The sequence below is a fragment of the Rummeliibacillus suwonensis genome (assembly GCF_007896435.1).
Lineage (GTDB): Bacteria > Bacillota > Bacilli > Bacillales_A > Planococcaceae > Rummeliibacillus > Rummeliibacillus suwonensis.
Map to the genome: position 1 here is coordinate 612,658 of NZ_VCBL01000001.1, position 25,306 is coordinate 637,963.

20 protein-coding genes and 1 CRISPR repeat array (1 of these 21 cut by a window edge) are annotated in these 25,306 nt (G+C 34.0%); of the genes, 10 read left to right on the forward strand and 10 right to left on the reverse strand.

Features of this window, described 5'->3' with window-relative positions:
• Positions 1-6,237: direct repeats of the CRISPR family, unit length 29 nt; unit sequence GTTATTCATTAACTATGAGGAATGTAAAT (it extends 534 nt beyond the left edge of the window).
• A gap of 131 nt (positions 6,238-6,368) precedes the next feature.
• Positions 6,369-6,962, forward strand: coding sequence for a manganese efflux pump (locus tag FEU33_RS02895; RefSeq protein WP_342355260.1), 594 nt, complete (start codon positions 6,369-6,371; stop codon positions 6,960-6,962).
• A gap of 332 nt (positions 6,963-7,294) precedes the next feature.
• Complete coding sequence (locus tag FEU33_RS02900) at positions 7,295-7,729, forward strand: Dps family protein (RefSeq protein WP_146547929.1); 435 nt, start codon at positions 7,295-7,297, stop codon at positions 7,727-7,729.
• 261 nt (positions 7,730-7,990) lie between these two features.
• Here the strand turns inward: FEU33_RS02900 and FEU33_RS02905 are convergent, their stop codons facing one another.
• The 3 genes from FEU33_RS02905 to FEU33_RS02915 all read right to left on the reverse strand — a co-directional run bounded on the left by FEU33_RS02905 (position 7,991) and on the right by FEU33_RS02915 (position 9,466).
• Positions 7,991-8,962: a metal ABC transporter solute-binding protein, Zn/Mn family gene (locus FEU33_RS02905; protein ID WP_146547930.1), complete on the reverse strand. Its 972-nt coding sequence runs from the start codon at positions 8,960-8,962 to the stop codon at positions 7,991-7,993.
• Between the two features lie 98 nt (positions 8,963-9,060).
• Positions 9,061-9,294: a membrane protein insertion efficiency factor YidD gene (gene yidD / locus FEU33_RS02910; protein WP_208220725.1), complete on the reverse strand. Its 234-nt coding sequence runs from the start codon at positions 9,292-9,294 to the stop codon at positions 9,061-9,063.
• Between the two features lies 1 nt (position 9,295).
• Entirely contained in the window at positions 9,296-9,466 is a 171-nt protein-coding gene (locus FEU33_RS02915) for a DUF3267 domain-containing protein (RefSeq protein ID WP_146547931.1), read from the reverse strand.
• 464 nt (positions 9,467-9,930) lie between these two features.
• On the opposite strand from FEU33_RS02915, the gene FEU33_RS02920 reads away from it, so the two are divergent.
• Together FEU33_RS02920 and FEU33_RS02925 are read left to right on the forward strand one after the other, a co-directional pair.
• Complete coding sequence (locus tag FEU33_RS02920; protein WP_146547932.1) at positions 9,931-10,782, forward strand: M15 family metallopeptidase; 852 nt, start codon at positions 9,931-9,933, stop codon at positions 10,780-10,782.
• 102 nt (positions 10,783-10,884) lie between these two features.
• Positions 10,885-11,136, forward strand: coding sequence for a GlsB/YeaQ/YmgE family stress response membrane protein (locus FEU33_RS02925; RefSeq protein WP_146547933.1), 252 nt, complete (start codon positions 10,885-10,887; stop codon positions 11,134-11,136).
• Positions 11,137-11,422: 286 nt separating this feature from the next.
• On the opposite strand, the gene FEU33_RS02930 is transcribed toward FEU33_RS02925, so the two are convergent.
• Positions 11,423-12,469: a Cj0069 family protein gene (locus tag FEU33_RS02930; RefSeq protein ID WP_146547934.1), complete on the reverse strand. Its 1,047-nt coding sequence runs from the start codon at positions 12,467-12,469 to the stop codon at positions 11,423-11,425.
• A 561-nt stretch (positions 12,470-13,030) separates the two neighbouring features.
• Here FEU33_RS02930 and FEU33_RS02935 point away from each other — a divergent pair.
• A complete protein-coding gene (locus FEU33_RS02935; RefSeq protein WP_146547935.1) occupies positions 13,031-14,464 on the forward strand; it encodes a UDP-N-acetylmuramoyl-L-alanyl-D-glutamate--2,6-diaminopimelate ligase in 1,434 nt (477 codons plus the stop codon).
• A 331-nt stretch (positions 14,465-14,795) separates the two neighbouring features.
• Here the strand turns inward: FEU33_RS02935 and FEU33_RS02940 are convergent, their stop codons facing one another.
• From FEU33_RS02940 to FEU33_RS02960, 5 genes are all read right to left on the reverse strand, one after another.
• Complete coding sequence (locus tag FEU33_RS02940) at positions 14,796-15,110, reverse strand: hypothetical protein (RefSeq protein WP_146547936.1); 315 nt, start codon at positions 15,108-15,110, stop codon at positions 14,796-14,798.
• Between the two features lie 300 nt (positions 15,111-15,410).
• Entirely contained in the window at positions 15,411-17,150 is a 1,740-nt protein-coding gene (cydC, locus tag FEU33_RS02945) for a thiol reductant ABC exporter subunit CydC (protein WP_146549882.1), read from the reverse strand.
• A gap of 25 nt (positions 17,151-17,175) precedes the next feature.
• Positions 17,176-18,903, reverse strand: coding sequence for a thiol reductant ABC exporter subunit CydD (gene cydD / locus FEU33_RS02950; RefSeq protein ID WP_146547937.1), 1,728 nt, complete (start codon positions 18,901-18,903; stop codon positions 17,176-17,178).
• Positions 18,904-18,912: 9 nt separating this feature from the next.
• Positions 18,913-19,914 carry a cytochrome d ubiquinol oxidase subunit II gene (gene cydB, locus FEU33_RS02955; RefSeq protein ID WP_146547938.1) on the reverse strand — a complete coding sequence of 334 codons (1,002 nt, stop codon included), beginning with the start codon at positions 19,912-19,914 and terminating at the stop codon, positions 18,913-18,915.
• Positions 19,911-21,311: a cytochrome ubiquinol oxidase subunit I gene (locus tag FEU33_RS02960; RefSeq protein WP_146547939.1), complete on the reverse strand. Its 1,401-nt coding sequence runs from the start codon at positions 21,309-21,311 to the stop codon at positions 19,911-19,913. Before FEU33_RS02960 ends, cydB begins: the two co-directional genes overlap by 4 nt.
• Positions 21,312-21,949: 638 nt before the next feature.
• Here FEU33_RS02960 and FEU33_RS02965 point away from each other — a divergent pair.
• Both FEU33_RS02965 and FEU33_RS02970 read left to right on the forward strand, forming a co-directional pair.
• Positions 21,950-22,132: a putative motility protein gene (locus tag FEU33_RS02965; RefSeq protein ID WP_146547940.1), complete on the forward strand. Its 183-nt coding sequence runs from the start codon at positions 21,950-21,952 to the stop codon at positions 22,130-22,132.
• Positions 22,133-22,578: 446 nt separating this feature from the next.
• Positions 22,579-22,890 carry a transposase gene (locus FEU33_RS02970; protein ID WP_146547941.1) on the forward strand — a complete coding sequence of 104 codons (312 nt, stop codon included), beginning with the start codon at positions 22,579-22,581 and terminating at the stop codon, positions 22,888-22,890.
• Between the two features lie 113 nt (positions 22,891-23,003).
• Here FEU33_RS02970 and FEU33_RS02975 read toward each other — a convergent pair whose 3' ends face one another.
• Positions 23,004-23,513, reverse strand: a complete 510-nt coding sequence (locus tag FEU33_RS02975; protein ID WP_186731296.1) for a tyrosine-type recombinase/integrase — start codon at positions 23,511-23,513, stop codon at positions 23,004-23,006.
• Between FEU33_RS02975 and FEU33_RS02980 the strand changes: the two genes are divergently transcribed.
• The 3 genes from FEU33_RS02980 to FEU33_RS02990 all read left to right on the forward strand — a co-directional run bounded on the left by FEU33_RS02980 (position 23,507) and on the right by FEU33_RS02990 (position 25,004).
• Positions 23,507-23,758, forward strand: coding sequence for a DUF5776 domain-containing protein (locus FEU33_RS02980; RefSeq protein ID WP_186731297.1), 252 nt, complete (start codon positions 23,507-23,509; stop codon positions 23,756-23,758). The two genes, FEU33_RS02975 and FEU33_RS02980, sit on opposite strands and share 7 nt — an antisense overlap.
• Positions 23,759-24,143: 385 nt before the next feature.
• Positions 24,144-24,674 carry a hypothetical protein gene (locus tag FEU33_RS02985; protein ID WP_146547944.1) on the forward strand — a complete coding sequence of 177 codons (531 nt, stop codon included), beginning with the start codon at positions 24,144-24,146 and terminating at the stop codon, positions 24,672-24,674.
• Positions 24,675-24,686: 12 nt separating this feature from the next.
• Complete coding sequence (locus FEU33_RS02990) at positions 24,687-25,004, forward strand: hypothetical protein (RefSeq protein WP_146547945.1); 318 nt, start codon at positions 24,687-24,689, stop codon at positions 25,002-25,004.
• Positions 25,005-25,306 lie beyond the last annotated feature (302 nt).

Sequence of the window (25,306 nt, forward strand, 5' to 3'; positions counted from 1 at the left end):
TAACTATGAGGAATGTAAATGCGTTCCCGCTGCCTTTAATCCCGAACAAATTTTTGTTATTCATTAACTATGAGGAATGTAAATGAATATCAATAGATACTTATCATTTAAATCTTTTCTTGTTATTCATTAACTATGAGGAATGTAAATTTATTTTTTATTTACATAGGTGGCGGATCATCTTCATGTTATTCATTAACTATGAGGAATGTAAATTTTATCAAAGATGCGCAAAAATTACAAGAAACAACTGTTATTCATTAACTATGAGGAATGTAAATTTTATTTCCCCAAATTCTATTGACTTTCCCCTACCCTGTTATTCATTAACTATGAGGAATGTAAATGTGTGTCGCTAACAGTGACATAAAAAACGTTTTTCGTTATTCATTAACTATGAGGAATGTAAATTCGATAAAAAATAAATGCCCCATTTATCTGCGACCTCCGTTATTCATTAACTATGAGGAATGTAAATAATTCAAATAAAAAATAAATCACCAAAGTCGTAACGTTATTCATTAACTATGAGGAATGTAAATAGAAAAAATGACTTGTCTCCTTTCGGTAGATTTTTTGTTATTCATTAACTATGAGGAATGTAAATTTTATTTACCGCCTCCCCGTTATTCGTTTAATGAGCGTTATTCATTAACTATGAGGAATGTAAATTTGCGATACAAATAATATTCAACATTAGAATTAGCGTTATTCATTAACTATGAGGAATGTAAATACGCTTTGACAACGGAGCATCAGCAATCGAACAACCAGTTATTCATTAACTATGAGGAATGTAAATCAATTTTGCAGACGGGACGGCTTTGTAACCCGTCCCGTTATTCATTAACTATGAGGAATGTAAATACGCTTTGACAACGGAGCATCAGCAATCGAACAACCGTTATTCATTAACTATGAGGAATGTAAATACGCTTTGACAACGGAGCATCAGCAATCGAACAACCGTTATTCATTAACTATGAGGAATGTAAATAAATAAATCAAAATAGCTTCAATCATTAAAACACCGTTATTCATTAACTATGAGGAATGTAAATAGAATATTGAGGAAACTAATGATTATCAAGAACAAGTGTTATTCATTAACTATGAGGAATGTAAATGTTGAAGCCGAAGTTGTCTCTAAAGTAATTTCTCGTTATTCATTAACTATGAGGAATGTAAATGTTTTGTTGGGAGTGGAAAATCTTTTGCCGCAACGGGTTATTCATTAACTATGAGGAATGTAAATATGATAATACCTGTCACAACTTTAGTAACAATGTCCCGTTATTCATTAACTATGAGGAATGTAAATTAGCGTAATAGCGTCAATCTCGGATTCCACAATAAAGTTATTCATTAACTATGAGGAATGTAAATCAAAGTTGGCTTTATATGCTTTTGCGTCCTTAGTTCCGTTATTCATTAACTATGAGGAATGTAAATTGATTTTTTATTATGATGGAATATTTTGTTCGTTGGTTATTCATTAACTATGAGGAATGTAAATACAAATGGCGGTCTACAAGATGTGCTATGCATCGAATGTTATTCATTAACTATGAGGAATGTAAATGATGTAACGCAAGATCAAAAATATCAAGAATTTATGGTTATTCATTAACTATGAGGAATGTAAATCACACTAACAGGGGGGCAGGCTGTACAATTAAAAACGTTATTCATTAACTATGAGGAATGTAAATTATAAAAAAAGCTAAAATCAACAATAAGACAGCAAACGTTATTCATTAACTATGAGGAATGTAAATGAGAAACATGTAAATTATCAAGCAAATCACGAATCTTTGTTATTCATTAACTATGAGGAATGTAAATCTCGAAAAGGATGAAAATGGTCGGTGGAAAATATCAGTTATTCATTAACTATGAGGAATGTAAATTTTAGAGTGTCGAAAAGCATTCCGTCAGCATGATATAAGTTATTCATTAACTATGAGGAATGTAAATTACTAAGGAGGAAACAAATATGTTATACGGAAATATAGTTATTCATTAACTATGAGGAATGTAAATCTTGGTGCGGTTGGTTCATCTTCTAAAAATGTTGTATTGTTATTCATTAACTATGAGGAATGTAAATCGTTATAAAGATATAAATGAACTCCCGTCGGATGTGTTGGTTATTCATTAACTATGAGGAATGTAAATGTGCGAATTGTATTAGCCGATGAGGTCGACCGTTTTCCGTTATTCATTAACTATGAGGAATGTAAATCAGATTCTTGGTAGACTTTCGAGTGCTGTTGTTACTGTTATTCATTAACTATGAGGAATGTAAATCATTATGTGCGAGTTCTGATTTTTTCTTCCACAATACGTTATTCATTAACTATGAGGAATGTAAATGAAAGAGTATTGAATTTATTAGAAGTAAACCGTAAAGGTTATTCATTAACTATGAGGAATGTAAATAGGGGTAAATAACAAAGGAAAAGATTACGATTTTGCGTTATTCATTAACTATGAGGAATGTAAATAAATTAACTCGATTTCGAGTAATAAATTTTGTTTTTCTGTTATTCATTAACTATGAGGAATGTAAATATTTTTCGAATTGGACGAGTGGACTAAGCGGATCTGTTATTCATTAACTATGAGGAATGTAAATACTAAACTCCCAGTTAAATCATTATTTACTCATGGGGTTATTCATTAACTATGAGGAATGTAAATGGATGGGATGAAAGTATAGGTGATGTTCCTGGATCATGTTATTCATTAACTATGAGGAATGTAAATTAGGTACCTGGACCAATTCTTAGATGAATTACTTCGTTATTCATTAACTATGAGGAATGTAAATAATAAAACAATAGCAACAACACCGACAGCCGCTAAGTTATTCATTAACTATGAGGAATGTAAATTATATAGACGGTATTACTAGAAGGACTTATCAACCTGGTTATTCATTAACTATGAGGAATGTAAATTCTGCTAGAACCAATACATCTTGTAATTGGATTGCAGTTATTCATTAACTATGAGGAATGTAAATTCAATTGCTTTTCTACTTGTAAAGACTGACACATACCGTTATTCATTAACTATGAGGAATGTAAATTCTAATGCGATTCCATATTTAGGAGCAACTTTGTTTCCGTTATTCATTAACTATGAGGAATGTAAATGAGCCAGCAAGTATCAAGTTAATGGAAATGCCCCTTGGTTATTCATTAACTATGAGGAATGTAAATAATTCGAAGGTAAACAATTTCCAAAATTCAAATTAAAGTTATTCATTAACTATGAGGAATGTAAATGATGGTGGCGAGATTTTCTTAATGGTGCTGGAAAATGTTATTCATTAACTATGAGGAATGTAAATTTATATTCGATTGTTAAAATAGAATTAAAGAGTGGAGTTATTCATTAACTATGAGGAATGTAAATCTTTCTAAGATTTATAGATATGATTTACAGCGTTCTGGTTATTCATTAACTATGAGGAATGTAAATCGGGAAATGGATTGTAGTGCAGTCGGTTGCAAAAAATGTTATTCATTAACTATGAGGAATGTAAATTTAAATAAAATCGTAGAAAAAGATAAACCCATATCGTTATTCATTAACTATGAGGAATGTAAATCGTCATTGGCTATGAAAGTGTTTCAAACGAATTATCGTTATTCATTAACTATGAGGAATGTAAATTTACTCAAATAGATAACGAGATTGCTAACAACGAGAGTTATTCATTAACTATGAGGAATGTAAATTTTAAAAATGAGGGAGAGCAGCAAGCGGACTTTATCGTTATTCATTAACTATGAGGAATGTAAATGAAAATCCGAAAGAAGGAGACCTGTGGTTTGTTTATAGTTATTCATTAACTATGAGGAATGTAAATAAAAGAACTTAACAAAATGATTGAAGGGCTTAGTGATGTTATTCATTAACTATGAGGAATGTAAATTGATAACCGCTGTACCAAATTATCACAATATCATCGTTATTCATTAACTATGAGGAATGTAAATCCAGACCATCGCGACAATTCTTTTTTATTTCGGTCGTTATTCATTAACTATGAGGAATGTAAATACTCCTTTTATGTCAAAACAAGAGCGAGGAGTTTAAGGTTATTCATTAACTATGAGGAATGTAAATGAGCAAGCTCGGCGAGTGGCTACATGTTTAACTAGTTATTCATTAACTATGAGGAATGTAAATGTTCGGCAAGCCAAAACGCTACGCTGGCGACGCGGGTTATTCATTAACTATGAGGAATGTAAATGAATTGACTGGTAGTTACAAGACTGGTTGGGCATTTAGTTATTCATTAACTATGAGGAATGTAAATTTTTAACATGGGAACCAAATCCAGCTGATTGCATAATTGTTATTCATTAACTATGAGGAATGTAAATGGAAATGTTGCAACTAGTTTTGCTAAGGAGTCAACGTTATTCATTAACTATGAGGAATGTAAATACAGGATACTAGGCTAGCGTCAAAATGACGTTTAGCGTTATTCATTAACTATGAGGAATGTAAATAAGTCAGAGAAATTTGCGTTATGCCAAGAAATCAAACAGTTATTCATTAACTATGAGGAATGTAAATAAAATTAGAGCCATCCGAAAAATCAACACGAGCAACAGTTATTCATTAACTATGAGGAATGTAAATTCACATAAAGTATTAGATGATTTATTTATGTGGGCAGGTTATTCATTAACTATGAGGAATGTAAATAAAAATGTCAAGACTCGTAAAGGGTTTAAGACTCTCAGTTATTCATTAACTATGAGGAATGTAAATGAGCAACTTGGCATTAGAAGTGTCGGAGCAAAGATGCGTTATTCATTAACTATGAGGAATGTAAATATGATAAGAAGGGAGAAGGAAGTCATATGAGCAACTTCGTTATTCATTAACTATGAGGAATGTAAATGCGTACTTTATTTCGCTACATTCTTCAAGCCAAACAAGTTATTCATTAACTATGAGGAATGTAAATTTCGTGAATTGATTCTTTGGATTGCCACGGTAAGGTGTTATTCATTAACTATGAGGAATGTAAATTTATAAACGAAGTAACTGTCAATATTTCAGTAAAAGTTATTCATTAACTATGAGGAATGTAAATCACGCTTGTCTTTGTCAAACTTGACTGCTTTGTAAGCGTTATTCATTAACTATGAGGAATGTAAATTTGAACGCATGGGATGACGACAAACTACGAGAAGCTTGTTATTCATTAACTATGAGGAATGTAAATCAAACATCCGAGGGCATTGTATTGAGCGGCGAGTAGTTATTCATTAACTATGAGGAATGTAAATTAGACTTCTGAACGTCTTAATCCAGCAGTGATCATTGTTATTCATTAACTATGAGGAATGTAAATTGCTTTAAAAAATGAATCATATCTTTAAACTTAAAAAAGTTATTCATTAACTATGAGGAATGTAAATCGTGGCTTTGACATCTTCAAACGCACCAGTGATAGCGTTATTCATTAACTATGAGGAATGTAAATAGTACAAAATTGAACGGTATAAAAGGCGCAAACATTGTTATTCATTAACTATGAGGAATGTAAATGATCTTGAATCGTTTATCGAATCTCGGTCAAACCTTGTTATTCATTAACTATGAGGAATGTAAATGAAAAATATAGAGATAAAAAGTAGGTGGAATATGTGGGTTATTCATTAACTATGAGGAATGTAAATTGCATAACAGCTTTAGCAAACTCATCAGCGTTTAGGTTATTCATTAACTATGAGGAATGTAAATCTTGTTCAGTCTGCTCAAGATTTGACTGAACGCTTTCGTTATTCATTAACTATGAGGAATGTAAATTCTTTAACAATCATGACTTATTTACCACTCCAATCAGTTATTCATTAACTATGAGGAATGTAAATCAAAACAGGCTACAGCTATCAACGGAAGACGGTTCGGGTTATTCATTAACTATGAGGAATGTAAATATACTCATAAAATATCTCGAATTGTTCTAAAGCATCTAAGTTATTCATTAACTATGAGGAATGTAAATCTAATGCCTGCAATTTTCCCTTTGTCCGTATACTGGTGTTATTCATTAACTATGAGGAATGTAAATATGGCTACTTACTATGCAGTACGTTTACCAATAACTGTTATTCATTGACTATGAGGAATGTAAATCGCAACCCATATACGACCATTCGCTAATCCGTTGATTGTTATTCATTAACCATGAAAAATGTAATTTCGAGTAAATAAGTATTCGTCATCAATTTTAAAAACAAATCATGAATTAGAGACGATACCACGATGGATTTAGGAGAACTAAAGCAGAACTAAAGCAAAAAAGGAATCCTTGCATATGATGAGGTGAACAGTTGAATCGATGCAGGGAGGATAGTATGCATTGGATTACGATTATTTTAATCGGTATCGCAGCGAATTTAGATAATTTGGGGATTGGGCTTGCTTATGGCGTGAAAAAGACGAAGATTCCCTTTTCTTCTAATCTAACCATCGCAGTGGTGTCGATGATCGTTACTTATGTATCGGTAGTGATCGGCAGTATATTGATTGAGTATATAACACTTGAAAAGGCAAACTTTGTGGGGAGCCTTTTGTTATGCGTAATAGGAGCCTATACGATCGTGTTGCACATATTTTCCTGTACAAAGTCCATTAAAAATTTAGAGGGCATTGATAAAGATCGCAATAATGTTATTTCGATTCGAGAGGCTGTTGTTTTAGGTCTTGTCTTATCTATGAATTGCTTAGGGGGAGGCATTGCCATAGGGGCAAATGGAATTTCAGCCATTTGGACAGTGCTTTCGATCGGTATTTTCTCCATTGTCACATTTAGTATTGGTGGCCGTTTTGGACTGTTGCTTTCCGAAACGTTTATTGGAAGATATTCGGCTGTTATTTCAGGGATAATCCTTATTTTTATAGGGATTTTAGAAATGCATATATAACAAAATCATTTTTAAATCGTATAAATAGGTAGCTCTTTACATCAAAATCAGGAGCAACTATTGCATTTAGCTTGTCAAGGCATCACACGAAAAGAAGAAATCAATTGGCTACTAGCTTAAGATTCCGACTAGTTTAACTTCACACAATTTGGGAAAGAAACTCCATGTTGTGTGAAGTTTTCTTTTTAGACAGAGTGGAGAATATTATGGACAAATTTCAAATTTTGGATTTCTCGGCACTTTTCAAGTTGACAAAATGTTTAGCTTATAGTGAAATGGGAATAGTAAGAAAGAGTAAAATAAACTAGAACATAGTAGGAGTGTGGTTCTTTATGTCAAATTTACAAAAAGAATTAAATCAACTTGTTGCATCATGGTCTGTATTATACACAAAGCTTCATAATTTTCATTGGTATGTAAAAGGACCTTCCTTTTTCACATTGCATATAAAATTTGAAGAACTTTATAATGAGGCAGCCTTAAATTTAGATAATATCGCTGAACGTTTATTAGCTTTAGGTGGACAACCCGTTGCAACGTTGAAGGAACATTTAGAAATATCAGAGATCAAAGAAGCTGAAGGTCATGAAACAGCTGAGCAAATGGTTGAAACTTTGATCCAAGATTTTGATATCGTTAAGAAAAATTTAAGAAGTGGTATGATTGAAGCTGCTAATGAAAATGATGATATGACACAAGATTTATTAAATGCGATCAATCAAAGTTTGGAAAAACACGTATGGATGCTTAAAGCGTTTATCTCATAAGCAAGCGAAAAGTATTAATTAAGTAATTCCTATTATTTTTGAACAACATAGAAAGTGTCGAAATCTGGAGGTCACTGAAAAAATCGGCTTATCCTGATAAGAATCAGTTTTTTGGCTCTGAAAAGATGGGTTTTTATTATAAACAGAATAATGTTATTGTCTTATTGGCCTTTAAAATACTCTTTCTCCGGTACTTTATATCAATAAAAGCAGTTGGATAAGAAAGATCTCTTTCTTTCATCCAACTGCTTTTTTGATGGCTTATTTTGTTAGGGCTTTTTCAAGTATTTGAATATTCTTATGCATCAATGTAAAGTAATCATCATTGTTTTGGATATTGTCATTTGTTAGCACACTTAAGTTGTTTAAAGTAAGGGCCTCGGCGCCAATATCTTTTTCAACTACTTTGGCAAGATTTGATGATACATTTTGCTCAAAAAGGATGTAATGGATATGATCCTTCTTTGCCTGTGCGACGATTTTTGTAAGTTCTTTTTGGGATGGCTCATCTTGCGAGTTTAGACCGGCTACTGAGATTTGCCTTAGTCCGTATGTTCCTGCAATATAGCCAAATGCTGCGTGAGAAACGAAGAATGTTTTCTGCTCCGTCTTATCTGCCATTGTTTTAAAATCACTATCCAAGTCTTTCAAATCTTTAATCAGTGATTGGTAGTTTTTTTCGAATTCTTTTTTGTTATCAGGTTGTGTTTTTACAAGTGTATCTTTTATAGAAAGAGCTAGATCTTGGCTAATGATGGGTGATAGCCATACATGTGGATCGAATTGAGAATCATGATGATGTTCCTCTTCTGCTCCATGTTCTTCATCTTCATCATGGTCATGCCCTGTACTGACAGAAAGCTTATCTTTCGATACATTAGCTGCGGTTTCAACGAATTTGACGTTTTCGCTTTGTAATGATTTTTTTGCATTTTCAACGAAGCCTTCAAGACCAAGGCCAATATAGAAGAAGTAATCTGCATCAGCTACTTTCATCATATCTTGTTGAGTAGGTTCAAAAGTATGTTCATTTGATCCTGGTGGATAAATTGAAGACACTTCTACATGTTTGCCACCAATACGTTGTGCAAAATACTCAAGTGGATAGACAGTTGTATAAATTTTTAGTTTGTCATTTTTGCTTTTGGTTGTTCCAGTTTCTTTGCTTGCACCACAAGCTGTAGTAAAAACAGCTAGGAGGGTGATTAGAAAAATGGAAAAGATTTTTTTCATTTTTTCACCTCGTAAATAGTAACTATTACTATTTATTTTTAGACAATAGTTACTATACAAGATTTCTATGAAAAAAACAATAGAAAAACCTTCGAAAATTATTTCTTTTTCGAAGGCCATTCTTCAGGAACAGGATCATATCCACCTTTGCAAAAGGGTTGGCAACGCAGGATCCTTTTAATGGTTAGGTATCCGCCTTTTAAAACACCATGCTTTTCAATCGCTTCAATCCCATAGTTGGAACATGTAGGATAGAACCGGCAACTTGGGGGTTTTAAGGGTGAGATCACTTTTTGATAGAAACGAATAGGGAATATGAATAGCTTTTTCATTTCATTTCTTCTCTTCCTTTTTAGAATCATCATTAAAATTCTCAGTTGGTTTTGGGTCGATTGTTTTATGTGAATTTTTCTGATTGTTTTTAGCTACAAAGTATATTAATACAATCGCTAATACGATGGTCAGTATGACAACCGGCATAATTGCAATCCATGCGACGGACATTTTATTCACTCCATTATTGAATTATCTTTATTGTACTAAAATTTTATTGATAGTTATAGTATAGTGCTTCACGAAGAATAAGAACTGTGAACGTTTCATGACAGCTCTTTAGCTGGTCGCTTCGAAATGATCCTGAAAGATGGATTTTAAAGTGGATATGTTGATGAGGTGAAAATTAAGATGAATGTTTGGCATAACCAAAAAATCCTGTATTTTTAGCAATATCTAAATCAATTTCATAAATTACTTTCTTCTTAATTCTGCATTATGAAATTGATTCATATATGGATTAGGGAGAAAAATTGTTCAAGTCTTGTAGAAAAGTAATCTCTGACAGAAATTAGTTGAGGATACCTACTTTATTGGATAAAATTAGATGAAGAACATATGTGATTGTTCATACATATTTTAATTTGAAAACTGGAACAGTGAAATGAGTTTGATGGAAAAAGAAGGCGTATTTGATGAAAATAACAAAATCACTAATCGCTAGTTGTCTAAGTTTTACATTATTATTGGGAGGGGTTGATCAGGTAATGGTTCCATCGACAACTGCAAAAGCAGCAACCATACAAAAGGTCGAAAAAACGTTGAAGGCAACGGCACAATTGAATATTCGTAAAGGTGCTGGGGTAAAATATTCAAAAATCGGTCAAATCGATCCAGGTGTTTTTGTAAAATCAACGCAATTTTATAAAGGGTGGTACAAGATAAGTTATAACGGTCAAATAGGTTGGGCTTCTGGAAAATATTTAAAAAAAGCACCTGCTCATTATAAAGAAGCTGGATTGGTAGAGTTGACTGAAAAGGACGGCTTTGTGATCGACTTACAGTATGCTACAAAGAAAAATTTTATGGGCTATCGATTATATCCTAAAAAAGCAAAAGCATTATTAACCAAATCAACAGCCAAAAAATTGAAAAAGGCAAATAAATTGGCCAACAAAAAAGGCTATAAAATAAAAATTTGGGATGCTTATCGTCCACTTAGTGTGCAATGGGAGATGTGGTACAAAATTCAAAACCATATGTATGTAGCATATCCATTATTGGATTCAAAACACAGTAAAGGAGTAAGTGTAGATGTAACGCTTGTTGACCAAAAGGGCAAAGAGCTCACAATGCCAACAAAGTTTGATTCCTTTTCTAAAAAAGCAGGTCGCAGCTACAAAAAGAATTCCAAGAAAGCACAAAAAAATATGGAACTTTTAACAAAAATCATGAAAGAGGCTCATTTTACAACCATTGATTCTGAATGGTGGCATTACAATGATAAAAATGATGATTATCCGACGCTTGATGTGCCATTGAAATAAGATGATGAATACCTTTCTTTCTAAAATAATCGAATTGCTTAGTTTAAATTTATAAAAACGGGGAATACATAAGCAGAGCCGAAAGAAAGGAAGTTGATTTTTATGTTCAGTTTCATTTGGTTTTTAATAATCGGAGGTATTTTAGGATGGTTAGCCGGACTTATATTAGGTAAGGATATTCCGGGTGGTATAATAGGTAATATTATCGCAGGTATTATTGGTGCTTGGATTGGTAGTTTATTATTAGGCTCATGGGGACCAAAAGTCAGCGATTTTTATATAATACCAGCTCTAATAGGTGCGATTATATTGATTTTCATCATGAGCTTTATCCTAAAAGCAATGAAGAAATAAGGCAAGCGCGAATTCCTGAATAGTAGGGATTCGCGTTTACAATTTTAAGCTTTGTTATTTTTGTGCAAAAAATGTTTTCTATAGATTTATCCCGCTTTAACGGGCAGTAAGACCCCCCATCTCAATATTTAGAGAGAAACGAAAAGATAGATGGGGGATCAACTGCCCGTAAAAGTCCGATTGGTTCAACTAACCATCAGTGGGGGATGAAGAAAACCCCAACTGATGGAGTTTCACTTTATATCCAAAAATACGGTGGATTTTGCCATGCGTCATAAAAATTTTTTTAGACTGTTAAAGTGGTGTCTTTTGAAATTTTGGTTATGATTTCTTCTGCGATATTATGCGCTAACTCCAATTCAGATGTGAATCCGACGCATGAACAATTCATTTCGCCAAGGATATAACAGTCATTCTCCAATTCATCTGTATCAAGGATAAAGTCTGCTGTCCAGATTAATGGCAAATCATATCCGCCTAAAAGCTTCATGATTTCAGGAAGTTGCTGAAGAAATGTATCGACTAATTCTTTCCAGTCTTCTGGCTTATCATAGCGATAATTTGCACCAGAGAATAAGGTTGCACTAAATGCCTCTTCACTATCAGCTGGTTTTTTGTGTACAACATTAATGGGGTGATTATGTAACATAAACAAACGAATTTCCCCCTCTTTTATACGTGGAAGGAAGCGCATATCAACAAGCATGCCATTGTCACCTACAATATACTGCTCACAGAAGTTCATAAAAGCACCCAGTTCAAAATATTCCACATGATTATCTTTTGCTTCTGTGCATTTAACTTTTGCAGTAAGGGGGACTTGCGTTACTTCTGACGGTAGCTCATCTACTACCTGAACTCGCCAAATTCCCTCACCTGTCGATCCACGATTTTGTTTTAACACGCGAATGCCATGTGTCAGCGACTTTGGAAAATTATTCTTGAATTCTTCAATTGTATAATAAGCATACGTATCACTAGGTACAAGAGAAGTATCCGTTAATTTTACTAAAGCATCCTTTGCTCCATAACCAATCATTGCGTCAGGGTGAGGCATCCCGATAATGCCTTCTTCACAGAGCTGACGCAGCATAGAAAAATAAGCCGACTCATCTTTTAAATTTCCAGGGTTAATACGAGAGACATAAGCAATTGCATGATTTTTTACATAGTCGAAAATCTCTTGTTGTTTTGCTACATCAAAGAAAATCACTTCTGCCTCTTGACCACGTTGTTGCAAAGCGTTGACCATCGGCATTGTATCTTTTCTATAGCCGTCTGGACCTTTGTCACTGCCGCCTTTTACTTCAAAAAATATAACCTTCTTCCCCATAAAGCTCCTCCTTTGTCTGAATGGATTCTAATCATATAATACAACAAAAGTAATATGTGTAAATGAAATAAATGTATATAATTTGTGAATAAGTAATTAATTTTTTTATTAAATTTATATTTTTTTATAATAAAATAGTATTTTTCTGATTTTGTGTAAAATGACAAAAAGGCGATCATACCATATGTAAAATTATTACAATATGTAATTAAAAATAAAACATTGATAACATAATTTTATCATTGAGTATTCATTTTTGTCTCGCAAAAAGGTAGAAATAATTAGCGCTTTAAGGTTTCGCCAAAATATATACTTGCTGCTGAAATGAAGTATGTTGAAAACTTGAAGTAATAAAACCGCAAAAAAACATTTTTTACTTTATGAACTGGAATGGATAAAATCGCATCATTAAGATACCTAGCCATGTCAAAATAGAAAATGTGCTTTTTTAATTAAATAATTCCTTTTGCATAAATTATTTTGAATGGGTCATTATAAAAAAGAATTATTTGAATGTCCAATAAGACAAAACGTTATGCTTCGTTAGGAGTGAAATGCATCATGAAACTGAATACCCTATTAGAACGCATAGAAAAAAATGCAAATGACCCCATTCACAATTTGGATATCGATGGAATTTCTACTAACTCCTCTGAGGTGCGACCGAATGATCTATTTGTCGCCATAAAAGGTTATCGTGTAGATGGTCATGATTTTATACAAAAGGCTATTGAAGCGGGAGCGCAGATCATTATTGGAGAGAAAGATCTGCCGAAATTATCTGTTCCATATATTAAAGTAGAAAACAGTCGTCGAGCATTGGCAGAAATAGCTTGTGAATTTTATGGCAACCCTTCACGAAATAAGAAAATGATCGGTATTACGGGTACAAATGGTAAAACCACGACTTCTTATATGCTTAAGCATATTTTAGAATCGGCTGGAAAGTCTTGCTCATTATTTGGCACGGTTAAAAATGTAGTAAATGGACAATCTTTATCTTCAACAAATACAACTCCTGATGCCCTCGAATTAAACAAGCAGCTTGCCTTGAGCGAAGATGAATATATCATTATGGAAGTTTCCTCTCATGGATTGTCACAATATCGAGTTCACGGTGTGGAATTTGATTTTTGTTTATTTACCAATTTAGACCAAGATCATCTTGATTATCATCGAGATATGGAAGAATATTTTTCAGTGAAAGCAGGTCTCTTTGATCAGATGAAGCCAGATGGCAAAGCGGTGATTAATCATTACAATAGTTGGGGGCAAAAACTAGCGGAACAGTTGAAAGCTAAAAACTGCACCATTCACGTTATGGGTGATCAGAGCCATCATGACCTGCGAATCGATCAATTGAAATCCGGGAATTCAACGATTATTTTTGACCATAATGCCAATCTAAATTTAAATATCAATATTTTAGGAAAGCATAATATTTTAAATGCGGCAATGGCATTTTTAACAGCAAGTAAAATGGGCTTGCCTACAGAAGAAATACTGGAGGCGTTAGAATTGTTTCCGGGAGTGCCAGGCAGATTTGAAATGTTCCAACATCCCAAAGGAGCAACTGTTGTTGTAGATTATGCACATACAGCGGATGCGTTTAATCATTGTCTTCAAACGGCTAAGGAAGAAGGGGCAAATCGTATTTTTCACATCTTCGGATTTAGAGGCAATCGTGACGTGACGAAACGTGGAGGAATGGTCAATGTGTCAAAGGAAATCAGTGATGTTCACATACTTACATTTGATGATCTAAACGATGTCACCTATGAAGAAATGGAAGAGGCCCTGCGTGTATTAAATGAAGGTGGTTACATCATACCCGACAGAACTTTAGCGATTAAGCAAGCGGTTGAACATGCTCAACCGGGTGATTGGATTTGTATTACAGGTAAAGGCGCAGAAGAATATCAGCAAAAGTTCGAATTACCAACAAGTTCTGATATCGAAACTGTACATTTTTTGTTCAAACAAATGGAAATGTAGCGGTTTCTTCTGATGAAGTCGATGAACCCTGTTAACATCTTCTAACACTTATCTTAAGTGCTGGAGATTTTATATAGATGCCCCATAAATTGAGCTGATCATTTTGTGGGGTTTTCAATCTTGTATCAGGTGCAATGATTGCATAAAAAGCGGAGATCTTCAAATGAGGATCTCCATTTATCCCGTATATAGGCAAGTAAAATTTCCTTCATCAAAATTCAAGTAAAAATAGCGGATAAGCGCAAATCAGCTATCGTTAAAAAGCTCGATGGATTCAATAAACACTCAGTAAGATGCAAAAGATTTCTACTGTGTGAGGACTTACTTTATTTTAAAAGAAATAAAAAAGATACCATACCACAATGGATAAAATAATCCCTATATAAACAAATTTTGTCCAGGAAGCTTGAATTCCAAACAAAGATAAGAAGAGAGCTGTTGTATATATGCCTAAGCTAAAAAATCCGATGGCCTCTCCAGTTATGTTATCGATTAAAAGGCCGAGGATAAACAAAATAATAGCTAACACAAAGATGATCGTCATTCTGTTATTATGCTTCATCTTCCTTGAAAATAAATAGATCAACGTATTGAAAATCAGCCCTAATAGCAATCCAGCAATATACATATGAGAATACAGATGCATGAATCCTCACCGCTTTCACAAATTTCAAGATTCACATCAGGTGTGCTGAGGAGAACTAAGAATAGATATGAAGCAAAAACACGAAAATCACTATATTTTCCAATTTTATCAAGGCAGATAAAACAGGATAATCAGCACACCTGAATTCATAATATACATTATATGAGAGGGCTTTCGTACAGTTCTAATGAAATTGCCTAGGGACAAGATATTCATGATCATAATCTCTATTTCAGAGAAAACAAAATGGGTTATTGTAGACAAACTAGAGAATCAACACACATACCAATATCTATTCAGTTATTCAAGCGTTGGATGATCTAGCGTGTACAAATTTCTATAGCGAGCACTATTTAAAAATAGTTCTTGATGCGTTCCTTCTAAGTGAATTTTTCCTTCTTCAATGAAAATGATTTTATCCATTTTTTCCATGCCTGCTAGGTGATGCGTGATCCAAATAATCGTTTTTCCTTCTAATGCTTCAAAGATGGTTTGGATTAAGGTTTGTTCAGTAATGGCATCGAGGCCAACTGTTGGTTCATCGAGGATGACGATAGGCGTATCTTGCAATAAAATACGTGCCAATGCGATTCGTTGCCGCTCTCCGCCTGAGAAACGCTCTCCAAGCTCTTGCATGCGCGTATGATAACCTTCAGGTAATGACTCAATATAATCATGCATCTGCACCTTTTTGGCGGCTGCCATCACTTCTTCGTCTGTAGCATGGATATTTCCTAAACGAATATTATTCATCACTGTCGAGTCAAATAAGTGTGGTTTTTGTTCAAGAACGCCAACAATTTCAGCCATGTCATCACTAAGCAGAGAAGCATTTAGATCATTTAGTTGGACTGTTCCTTTTGTTGGTACAATCGCACCTAAAATGAGCTTAGCTAATGTACTTTTACCAGAACCTGTTTTCCCTAAGATAGCTATTTTTTCACCTTGATGAAGTTGTAAGCTCAATTGTTGTAAAATAGATGGCTCCGTATGATCGTATTCAAAATACACATGATCAAACGTAATAGTGATAGGTTGTTTTTTAAGCATGTTTACGGATGCTTGTGTAGATGCATCTTTTTGGGGACTCGATAATTCGATCTTTTCTAAACGATCTAAAGACGTTTCATAATTCGGCAAATGGCTAATTGCATCTGAAACAGGAGCAAAGGCTTCTGCCAATGGGAATACGACTAATACAAAGGCCGCGATCCAAATATGCGCGAATTCTCCATGATCAGCACTGATCCCTGCGAAAGCGATCATCATCAATGTGATGACTGCCACTATTGATTGAAACAATAGATTGCGTCTACGATTAAAAGTGTCCATTTCATATTCTTGATCATCTTGTTGTTGCTCGATTTTTTCATAGGCGTTTAAAAATTCTTGTTGTTTTCCGCTGATTTTCCAATCATTCAACCCCATCACGGCATCGGTCAAAGAGGCATATAGCTTCTCACGGATCATTTTCATCTTCAATAGACGCTTACGATTGGCTAGTAATGATACAAGTGGGATCAGCACTACAAGTACAAGCAATAACAGTGCCATCAATAAGGCAAATGGAATAGAAAAAAATCCTAAAGCAACAACGGCAATCATGTATAAAATAGCGGCAAAGATACTAGGGAAAATGGTTTTTAAGTATAGATTTTGTAAATGTTCCAGATCATCAGCCAACACCCCTAGTAGATTGCCCGTTGAAAAACGATTTGTGAGTGTCAGTGCTTGTGATTCTAATTTTTGATATAAACGAACACGCATTTTAGAAAGAATTTTCAAGACAAATGAATGGCTGTATAATTTTTCTACATAGTTAAATACTGGACGAAAAATACCAAATGTACGCACAAGCACAATTGGCACATATACTAATAAGATATTTTCAGGATGAGTAGCAGATTTTGAGATTAAATACCCTGATGTGAACATTAATGCGCTTGCACAAATAAATGCCATTGTTCCAAGAAATGATACAAGCCATAATAATCGACGATTTTGTTGTAAATATGGTCTTACCCATGCATGTTGGAGGATTTTGGATGATTTTGTTGTCACGATATTAAGCCTCCGTTCCATGTGATTGTTGATCAATCAAATCATAGTAATAACCTTGCTTTTCCAGAAGTTCTTCATGAGTTCCTTGTTCTACTATTTTTCCATGATGCATGACCAATATCCAATCCATATCTTTCATCCAGTGAAGACGATGAGTGGCAAAGAAAACGAATCGCTCCTTCAATAATGGCAGCATCCGTTGTTTAATCTCCCATTCGGTTTCAATATCTAAATGAGCAGTGGGTTCATCAAAAAGCAAGATCTTTCGAGAATCTTCTAAGAATGCTCGTGCTAATGCAATTCTTTGCTCTTGACCGCCACTTAAAGATCGACCTGTTTCACCGATCATTTCGTCATAGCCGTTTGGTAGTGATTCAATCACATCTGTTAAACCAGCGCGTTCACAAGCCCTTTTTATTTGTTCATCTGTAGCTTCTTTTGTATAAAAAGCGACATTATGTCGAACGGTATCATGGAATATATATGGATGTTGAGGAATATAGTAAATTTGTTTTTGCCAATCCTTGTTGGCAAAAGACTGAATCGTTTGATCATTTATTTGAATTTCTTCAGCATTAGTGTTAACGAAACCACTTAGTGCATGGATCAGCGTGGATTTACCAGCACCACTTGCACCAATAATCCCTATTTTTTGATACCCTTTGATGGAAAAGGATACTTGATCTAAAAGGGGAGCGCTTGCACCAGCAACTTGAACGGTCATATTTTTGATCTTTAAGCTAGCGTGCTCATCCCATGCTGGAAGCTTCGTCTGGTCTTGAGTATATATAGGCTTTTCTAAAATAGCAGAAATCGCTGTAAAGGCATTTTTCCCATCAAGTGTCGCGTGATAATCTGAGCCAAACTCGCGAATTGGCGCAAAATATTCCGGTGCCAGGATTAAAATGGTCAATGATGGCAGTAATGTCAATGTGCTATTAATGAGCCCTAAGCCCAAAAATAGAGCAACGATGGCAATTGAAATACTTGTAAAAAACTCTAATGCAAAGGTAGAAAGAAAGGCAATAGCCAACGTGTTCATAGTCGCTTTGCGATATTGTTCACTGACTTTGCGGATATTGCGATCATATTTTTTACTCAAACCTAGAAAACGCAAAGTTTTTAATCCACGCAATGAATCCACAAAATGATTAGAAAGGATTTGATAGGATTCATATTGTTTATCTGCTCTTGTCCTTGCAGCAAACCCTAAAAGGATAAGGAAAAAAATCAATACAGGGAGAACTAAGAATAGGATAAGCGCTGATCTGCCATCAAGCATGAAGATATAAATGAAGATCAAAATAGGAACGATCATCATATTCATCAATTTAGGTAAAAATAATTGAACATATTTTTCAACATTAGAAATACCTTCTAGTGCCATCGTCACCATGTTTCCTGAACCGGTCGTTGCGGTAATGTTGGGCCCAAGGTGAAATAGTTTCGTTGTTAGCTTCTTCCGTAACGCGGCACCTGTTTTTATTGAAAAATGGGTCATATATTTTTCTCTAAAGTAAATGACAATATGCTTAGCGATAAAAAAGATAAAGAATAATGACATAGGGAGCAACTGATCAGCCAGTTGCTCCTTATGGAATAGATTTGTAATTGTAGTCGCTAGATAAATCGCTTGGAGTATTGTGAATATGCCTTGAAAAATGGCCATTATGAATAAGAATACAAGTGTTTTGGTGATTCCATTAAGTTTAAATAGCGCTTGATCAATCATTTATGTCACCTATTTCTTAGGACTAATACGTTGACGGAATACGTAATAACTCCAAATTTGATAGCCTAATACGAATGGTAGTAAGGTAAAGGCCACTTTTGTCATAACTGATAATGTGTAATGACCACTAGCCGCATTATGAATGGTTAAGTTAAAAGCAGGGTCGATAGAGCTAATCATCACACGAGGGAATAGCCCGATAAATAGCATTGCTACAACAAAGGCTACAGCAAGACCAGAGAAAGTGAATGCATAACCTTCACGTCCCTTATTGGCATATAGCATGCCTAAAACAGTTGCTACAACAGTTAGTCCTAATAATACAGGAGTAGCTACTGGACGTACATCAAAAAGATCTGTTTGGAAGTAGGTCAATACGGCAAAGATCACTTCTCCTACAAACAATACAATGTAAACTTTGTTTAATAAGCTTGTTGCTCTTTCATGGATATCACCAGTTGTTCGTAACCCGATGAATGTTAACCCATGGACCAGTGAAAGTAAAACAACAGCTAGTCCACCAACTAATGAATAGATATTGACGAAATCAGCAAATGATCCATATAGATGCATCTTTGCATCGATCGGCATACCGCGAACAAGACTTGTGAATAGCATTCCTACTGAAAATGGTGCTACTAAGCTGCCAATAAAGAATAACCAATACCAGAAATTTTTCGTTTTATCTGTTTTTGCATGATGACTATATTCAATACCGACACCACGAATGATTAACGCAAGTAAAAGAATGACGAATAATGTGTAATAACCTGAGAACATCGTAGCATACCAGCTAGGAAATGCTGCGAATAATGCACCGCCTGCCGTGATCAACCATACCTCATTGGCATCCCAGAAAGGTCCAATGGTTGTGAGAATTTGTTCACGTTCATGTTTGTTTCGAGCAAGCAGACGTGTTGACATGCCAACGCCAAAATCAAATCCTTCTAAGAAGAAGAAACCAATAAAGAGGACAGCGACTAATACAAACCATAGTACTTCTAAACTCATTTTTCAAACGCCTCCTTGTCCATCAAATCGACTTTCGTATCTAGTTTTTCCTTTAAAAGAGCATCTGGTCCTTCTTTGGCTATGCGCGCCACCATCATGATCATAATGATCGTTAGAATAACATAGGCACTACTGAAAGAAATAGTTGAGAATAAGAGTTGTCCTTTTGAAACGTTCGGTGAAACTGATTGTGCAGTCGTGTAATAACCAAAGACTGTCCATGGTTGACGACCAATTTCAGTCATGATCCAACCGGTTGTATTGGCGATAAAAGGTAGTACAATGGCGCCGGTCATTGAACGTAAGAACCATTTTTGGTTTGTGATTGTTCCGCGATTGGCAAACCATAAACCGATCAATGAAAGAAGTACCATCAAGCCTCCAAATCCAGCCATGATACGAAAACTCCAGAATACGGTTTTCACTGGTGGAATATAGTTGATGTTATCACCATATAGCTTTTCGTATTTTGCTTGAAGAGTTTTTAAGCCTTCAACGGAACCATCGAATTCACTATAAGCTAAATAGCTTAATAAGTAAGGAATATTGACTTCCCATTTATTTTCCTTCTTATCGGTATCGATGCCACCAATTAGAGTCCAAGCTGCTGGATCACCAGAATCTTCCCATAATGCCTCGGAAGCAGCCATTTTCATTGGTTGAGATTTCATCAAATGTTGTGCTTGGGTGTGACCAGAGAAGATAAGCCCAAAACCTGCCACACAAGCAACAACCATAGCATAGTTAAATGATTTCTTGAAAAACTCTATATTGCGTTTTTTTAATAAGTTGTAGGTACTAATGCCGCCGATCACAAAACCACCTGTTGCAAGTGCGCCAAAAATTGTATGTGGATATTCCACTAACAACTGAGGATTCGTGAGTAAAGCTGTAAAGCTTGTTAAAATAGCTTTGCCATTTTCAACTTTAAATCCAACGGGTTCTTGCATAAAAGAATTGGCTGCTAAAATCCATAGAGCCGATAATGAAGTTCCTAATGCAACCAGCCAAGCAGATAATGCAATTGTCCATTTAGGCAACTTATTGCGTCCAAACATCCAGATCCCTATAAAGGTAGATTCCATAAAGAACGCAAGTAAGGCTTCAACGGCAAGTGGTGCACCGAAGACATCCCCCATAAATCGAGAGTACTCAGACCAGTTCATACCAAATTGAAATTCTTGCAAAATACCTGTTACAACACCAATAGCAAAAGATATTAAGAAAATTTTACCCCAATAGAGAGACATATCTAAATAGATCTTCTTCTTTTTCCATACATACATCGTTTCGAATATTGCCACTAAGAAAATCATGCTAATAGAAAGCGGAACGAAAAAGAAATGGAAAATGGTAGTGATTGCGTATTGGATTCGAGCTAGAACCAAAACATCCATTTGAACTTCCTCCTAAGAAAAAAAGAATTATTTTGAATTTCTCCTTCAGTATACGACCAATTTTTCTTAATGGAAGAGCTAAATTAGTACAAAAGTGTCACGAAGTTGTGAGGTTATTGTGAAATTTCTCTTATTCACATAGTGGAAACTTTTTCAATAGGGGAAAAACCTCAAAGTTTATCATTTTTTTTATGATGGTGTTTATTTTAAAACAATTGTACTAAAAATAGATAAATTAGTAGTGATTTTGGTATATTATTTTGGAATATATATTAATATAAAAAGCGTGAAAAAGAGAATATAAAGACTCTTCAAAAGCTTATAAAACACCGCAGAGGTTTATATTTTACCCTTGGAAAGCAATGAAATTTTATTATATGAAATATCGTAATCAAGACTTTTTACCTATTTTTATTTCAATGTTAAAGGAGCCTTAAAAATCAGAAGAGAATGCTTGATCAATATTAAATTTATACGATATTTGGTATTTTAACAAAAGGTAAATAAATAGAGGCACAAGTTTGTTTGATTGAAAGAAATAAAGATAAATATTGAATGTAAAGAAAATTCCCATTGTGTAAAATTCCACTTTAGAATTATCGATCCATACCCGATATTAGAGTAAAGGAGTGATCGATATGGATTTGAATGCCATTATGGCGACACAGCTTTCAGATCTTCAGCAAACTGTTCAATTAAACGTTTTACAAAATGCGATGAATATACAAACGACTACGGCTGTTCAATTGTTAGAACAACTACCAGAGCAACCACAAGCTGTTCATCCATTCAAAGGTACTACGATTGATATCCAAGTCTAAATTTCAAAAAGAATTGTTTAAAAAGTCTCGCTTAACAATATAATACTTTGACTAATGAATAAAAATCTGCTCAATCTAATGAAAGAAATGAGCAGATTTTTTTGATAGGAGTAGAAATTTTTCGTAACGAAGGTGAAATGAATTTTACTCTTTTAATTTTTCGTACAGTTCTTTCTTTTTTGTATAAAAATTTTTCAAATAAACCAAGCTATTGATAAAGTGAAGCTGCCATCAGTGGGGGATTTCTTCATCCCCCACTGGGCTAGAGGAACGGAAGTGAAAAGCGTCACGTCCTGTGGCAACACCTGAAGGACCAACATCTTGTTGGCCCAAACCAATCGGACTTTTACGGGTAGTTCATCCCCCATCTATCTTTCTCATTTCTCTCTATATCTTGAGATGGGGGTCTTACTGCCCGTTAAAGCGGGATAAAAAGGAGAATTTAAATGTCTGATAACGTCGATGTATATGTGTCTGTCATGCACCAATATTATAATTTTTCGCCTCATGATGCTCCTTGGGAATTTCATATTAATGTAGATCCATCCATGTTAAAAGTATTTGATCTATTGTTTGAACAACTTACGAGTTGGGATCATAACGGTATGTGGAGAGCACAGCTTCCTGCCGTACCATACCACTTTGATGAACAAAATGATGAAGTCGATAAACGTTTAATGAAGTTATATGCACTAATCCATGAGTATGGAGATCAGGATACAAAAAAATTCATTGAACAAATGCCTTACTATAGTTGATTTCCACATTACCGTTACGTAAATTTTCAAAATGTAAAAGCATGTCGTTTATAAAAAGTACAAGCATAAAAATAAACCAGTCCCCCAAAAAGTCCCCCAAATTGAATAAAAAATTAAAATGTATCATATTGAAGCGCATCTTTAAACGCTTCAAGTGTTACATTTTTTTTATCTTTAGAAGCATGAGCATATACTTTTAAAACCATTTCAGATGAATCGCCAAGTCGGTCAGCTACAGTTACTACATCAATGCCATTTGCAATTAATATAGAAGCATACGTGTGACGTAAAATATGTGGATGAACTCTAAAACGCAGTTTTTTACTAACTGTTTGGAAATTATATCTTACCGATGAAGTTCCCAGAGCATTTGGATTTTTTTTAGAAATAAAAACAAATGAATCTTCTTTTAAAGTAATCCCATGGGAAAGTTTAATTTCTTTACAATAAGTTTTATACCGTTTAAGAATAGAGATTAAAGTATCATCAATAGCGATTTCTCGATAGCTGTTTAAAGTCTTCGGTGGTCCCGACGGCAACGTGTCATAAAAACTTTGAGGATTTATGCCAAGCGATTGCGAAAGTAATTGCTGCAGAACTTGGATACAAGAAAAAAGTGACAACAGCTAGTAAATCATCTTCAAAAGCAAAATCATATTACAGGAGTGGTACAGGCTTATATCGCATCAAAAAAGACTGTTATGCTTATAAATCAGTAAAATTTGACAAGGACAAGCGTGTAGAGGTATGCCGAAAGGGTTTCAAGTTTACGATTGTTGATATTGTTAAATATAGCGGCGCATATCGTTTAAAAACTAAGAGTGGATTGTATATCACTGCTAATAAAGAGTTTGTTGAAAAAATATAAAAAAGCCCCTCTGCTGTTTTAGTAGAGTGGTAATTTCTTATTTAATAAAGTTAGCTATCATCCACTTTACCATCCTAAATAGTAGTAGAAATTGAAAAATAGATTCATTTAATACAACTTATATGCAAATTTTCTGTATTAAATTACATTTTTAAAAGTAAAATATTTACTTTTTGATAATCATATGTTATATTTTAAATGTATTTTATTGTAAGAAGTGCACTTTTATGAATAAAAATTTGTATAGTTTTTTAGTGGCTTGTTTATGCAAGTAATAGCCAAAATAATTTTATTAATATTCTTTTAACAAGAACATTAATTTTTTCCATATTACTAATCTTTCTTTATGATATTTATAAGAAATAATAGAAAAGGAGAGTGTATTATGTTTAAAAAATCTATTGTTTTATTGACTTCTAGTGCTTTAGCGTTTTCTATTTTCCTGCCATTTGGAGGTTCAGAGTTATATGCCAAAGCTAGCAGTAATAATGATGTAGCTGTAGAAGTTAGTAAAAATGATGAAAATTTAAAAACTTCAGTGATTGTGCCTGAAATTGAACAACCATCAATCACACCTGAGGTTGGACAACCATCAATTGAACCTTACGGTGTCAAGTCAAAAGCAGTAGTTAAAGTGGCTCAGTTACTTAAAGCTGGTGGAGATGAAGTAATTGATTTAGCTAAAGCTTTCAATATTATTGATAATGCAACTGCAAAAACATTCAAAAATAATAGTAAAAAGATTGGAAATTATTTAGATAAATTTGAAAATGCCGGCGATGATGCAGCGAATATGGTTCGAACTCAACTTCCAGTATGGCTTAAAGAGAATACGCGAATGAGCAAAGGTGTAGCTGAGAATATCTCAATTGCAGTAGCTTGGGCTATTCGTGGAGCAGATTGGCTATTTTTCTAGGAGGTAAAAAAATTGGGAAATGAGACAGTGACTGATTGGTTAGCTAAAAATATGATTAGTGATGAGAATATTAACTTTATTGAGACAGTTTTGACGTTTACTTCTTCCGTAAAAATGCTTGCAGAGAAGCAAACTCTCATAAATAGAAATTTACAATCATTGTTTCCGAATAAAAAAGCAATGATAAAACCTGATTTAACTTACCAACAGTTTACACAGATTTTAAAGGATAATGATATTGAAGTTAATCCAGTTGAATTACTTAATAAGTATCGTTCCCAAGGTGTATGTGTTGAACTTTGCGATGAGTTATTAATTCAGGTAAAATAATATTACTTTATTACTAATTTTATGAAGTGATTCAAGCTAAATAAAATTATATATAATAGAAAATATTGTAAGCTTCAACGATGAACAGAGAAAAAGACAGCCCTTTAAGGGTTGTCTTTTTTAATGAAAGCAGTTTTTTGTGCTAAAAGAAAAATTACCTTATACAACACTATTGTGTGTACTGTAAAGTGTTTTTGAAATTTCTCCATTATATTTAGGGGAATGGAATATTTTACTGTTTGAGGATAGAACGAGCGTTCTCTATAATATATATAAACAAATGTTCTTGTTTTAGAGGGAGT

What these genes read in the sequence shown, in the direction of transcription:
- FEU33_RS02970 (WP_146547941.1), top strand. Translation starts at nt 22,579, where the DNA reads ATGTCTGATAACGTCGATGTATATGTGTCTGTCATGCACCAATATTAT.
- FEU33_RS02930 (WP_146547934.1), bottom strand. Translation starts at nt 12,469, where the DNA reads ATGGGGAAGAAGGTTATATTTTTTGAAGTAAAAGGCGGCAGTGACAAA.
- FEU33_RS02925 (WP_146547933.1), top strand. Translation starts at nt 10,885, where the DNA reads ATGTTCAGTTTCATTTGGTTTTTAATAATCGGAGGTATTTTAGGATGG.
- FEU33_RS02915 (WP_146547931.1), bottom strand. Translation starts at nt 9,466, where the DNA reads ATGTCCGTCGCATGGATTGCAATTATGCCGGTTGTCATACTGACCATC.
- FEU33_RS02900 (WP_146547929.1), top strand. Translation starts at nt 7,295, where the DNA reads ATGTCAAATTTACAAAAAGAATTAAATCAACTTGTTGCATCATGGTCT.
- FEU33_RS02935 (WP_146547935.1), top strand. Translation starts at nt 13,031, where the DNA reads ATGAAACTGAATACCCTATTAGAACGCATAGAAAAAAATGCAAATGAC.
- FEU33_RS02920 (WP_146547932.1), top strand. Translation starts at nt 9,931, where the DNA reads ATGAAAATAACAAAATCACTAATCGCTAGTTGTCTAAGTTTTACATTA.
- yidD (WP_208220725.1), bottom strand. Translation starts at nt 9,294, where the DNA reads ATGAAAAAGCTATTCATATTCCCTATTCGTTTCTATCAAAAAGTGATC.
- FEU33_RS02960 (WP_146547939.1), bottom strand. Translation starts at nt 21,311, where the DNA reads ATGGATGTTTTGGTTCTAGCTCGAATCCAATACGCAATCACTACCATT.
- FEU33_RS02965 (WP_146547940.1), top strand. Translation starts at nt 21,950, where the DNA reads ATGGATTTGAATGCCATTATGGCGACACAGCTTTCAGATCTTCAGCAA.
- FEU33_RS02905 (WP_146547930.1), bottom strand. Translation starts at nt 8,962, where the DNA reads ATGAAAAAAATCTTTTCCATTTTTCTAATCACCCTCCTAGCTGTTTTT.
- FEU33_RS02940 (WP_146547936.1), bottom strand. Translation starts at nt 15,110, where the DNA reads ATGCATCTGTATTCTCATATGTATATTGCTGGATTGCTATTAGGGCTG.
- cydB (WP_146547938.1), bottom strand. Translation starts at nt 19,914, where the DNA reads ATGAGTTTAGAAGTACTATGGTTTGTATTAGTCGCTGTCCTCTTTATT.
- cydD (WP_146547937.1), bottom strand. Translation starts at nt 18,903, where the DNA reads ATGATTGATCAAGCGCTATTTAAACTTAATGGAATCACCAAAACACTT.
- FEU33_RS02985 (WP_146547944.1), top strand. Translation starts at nt 24,144, where the DNA reads ATGTTTAAAAAATCTATTGTTTTATTGACTTCTAGTGCTTTAGCGTTT.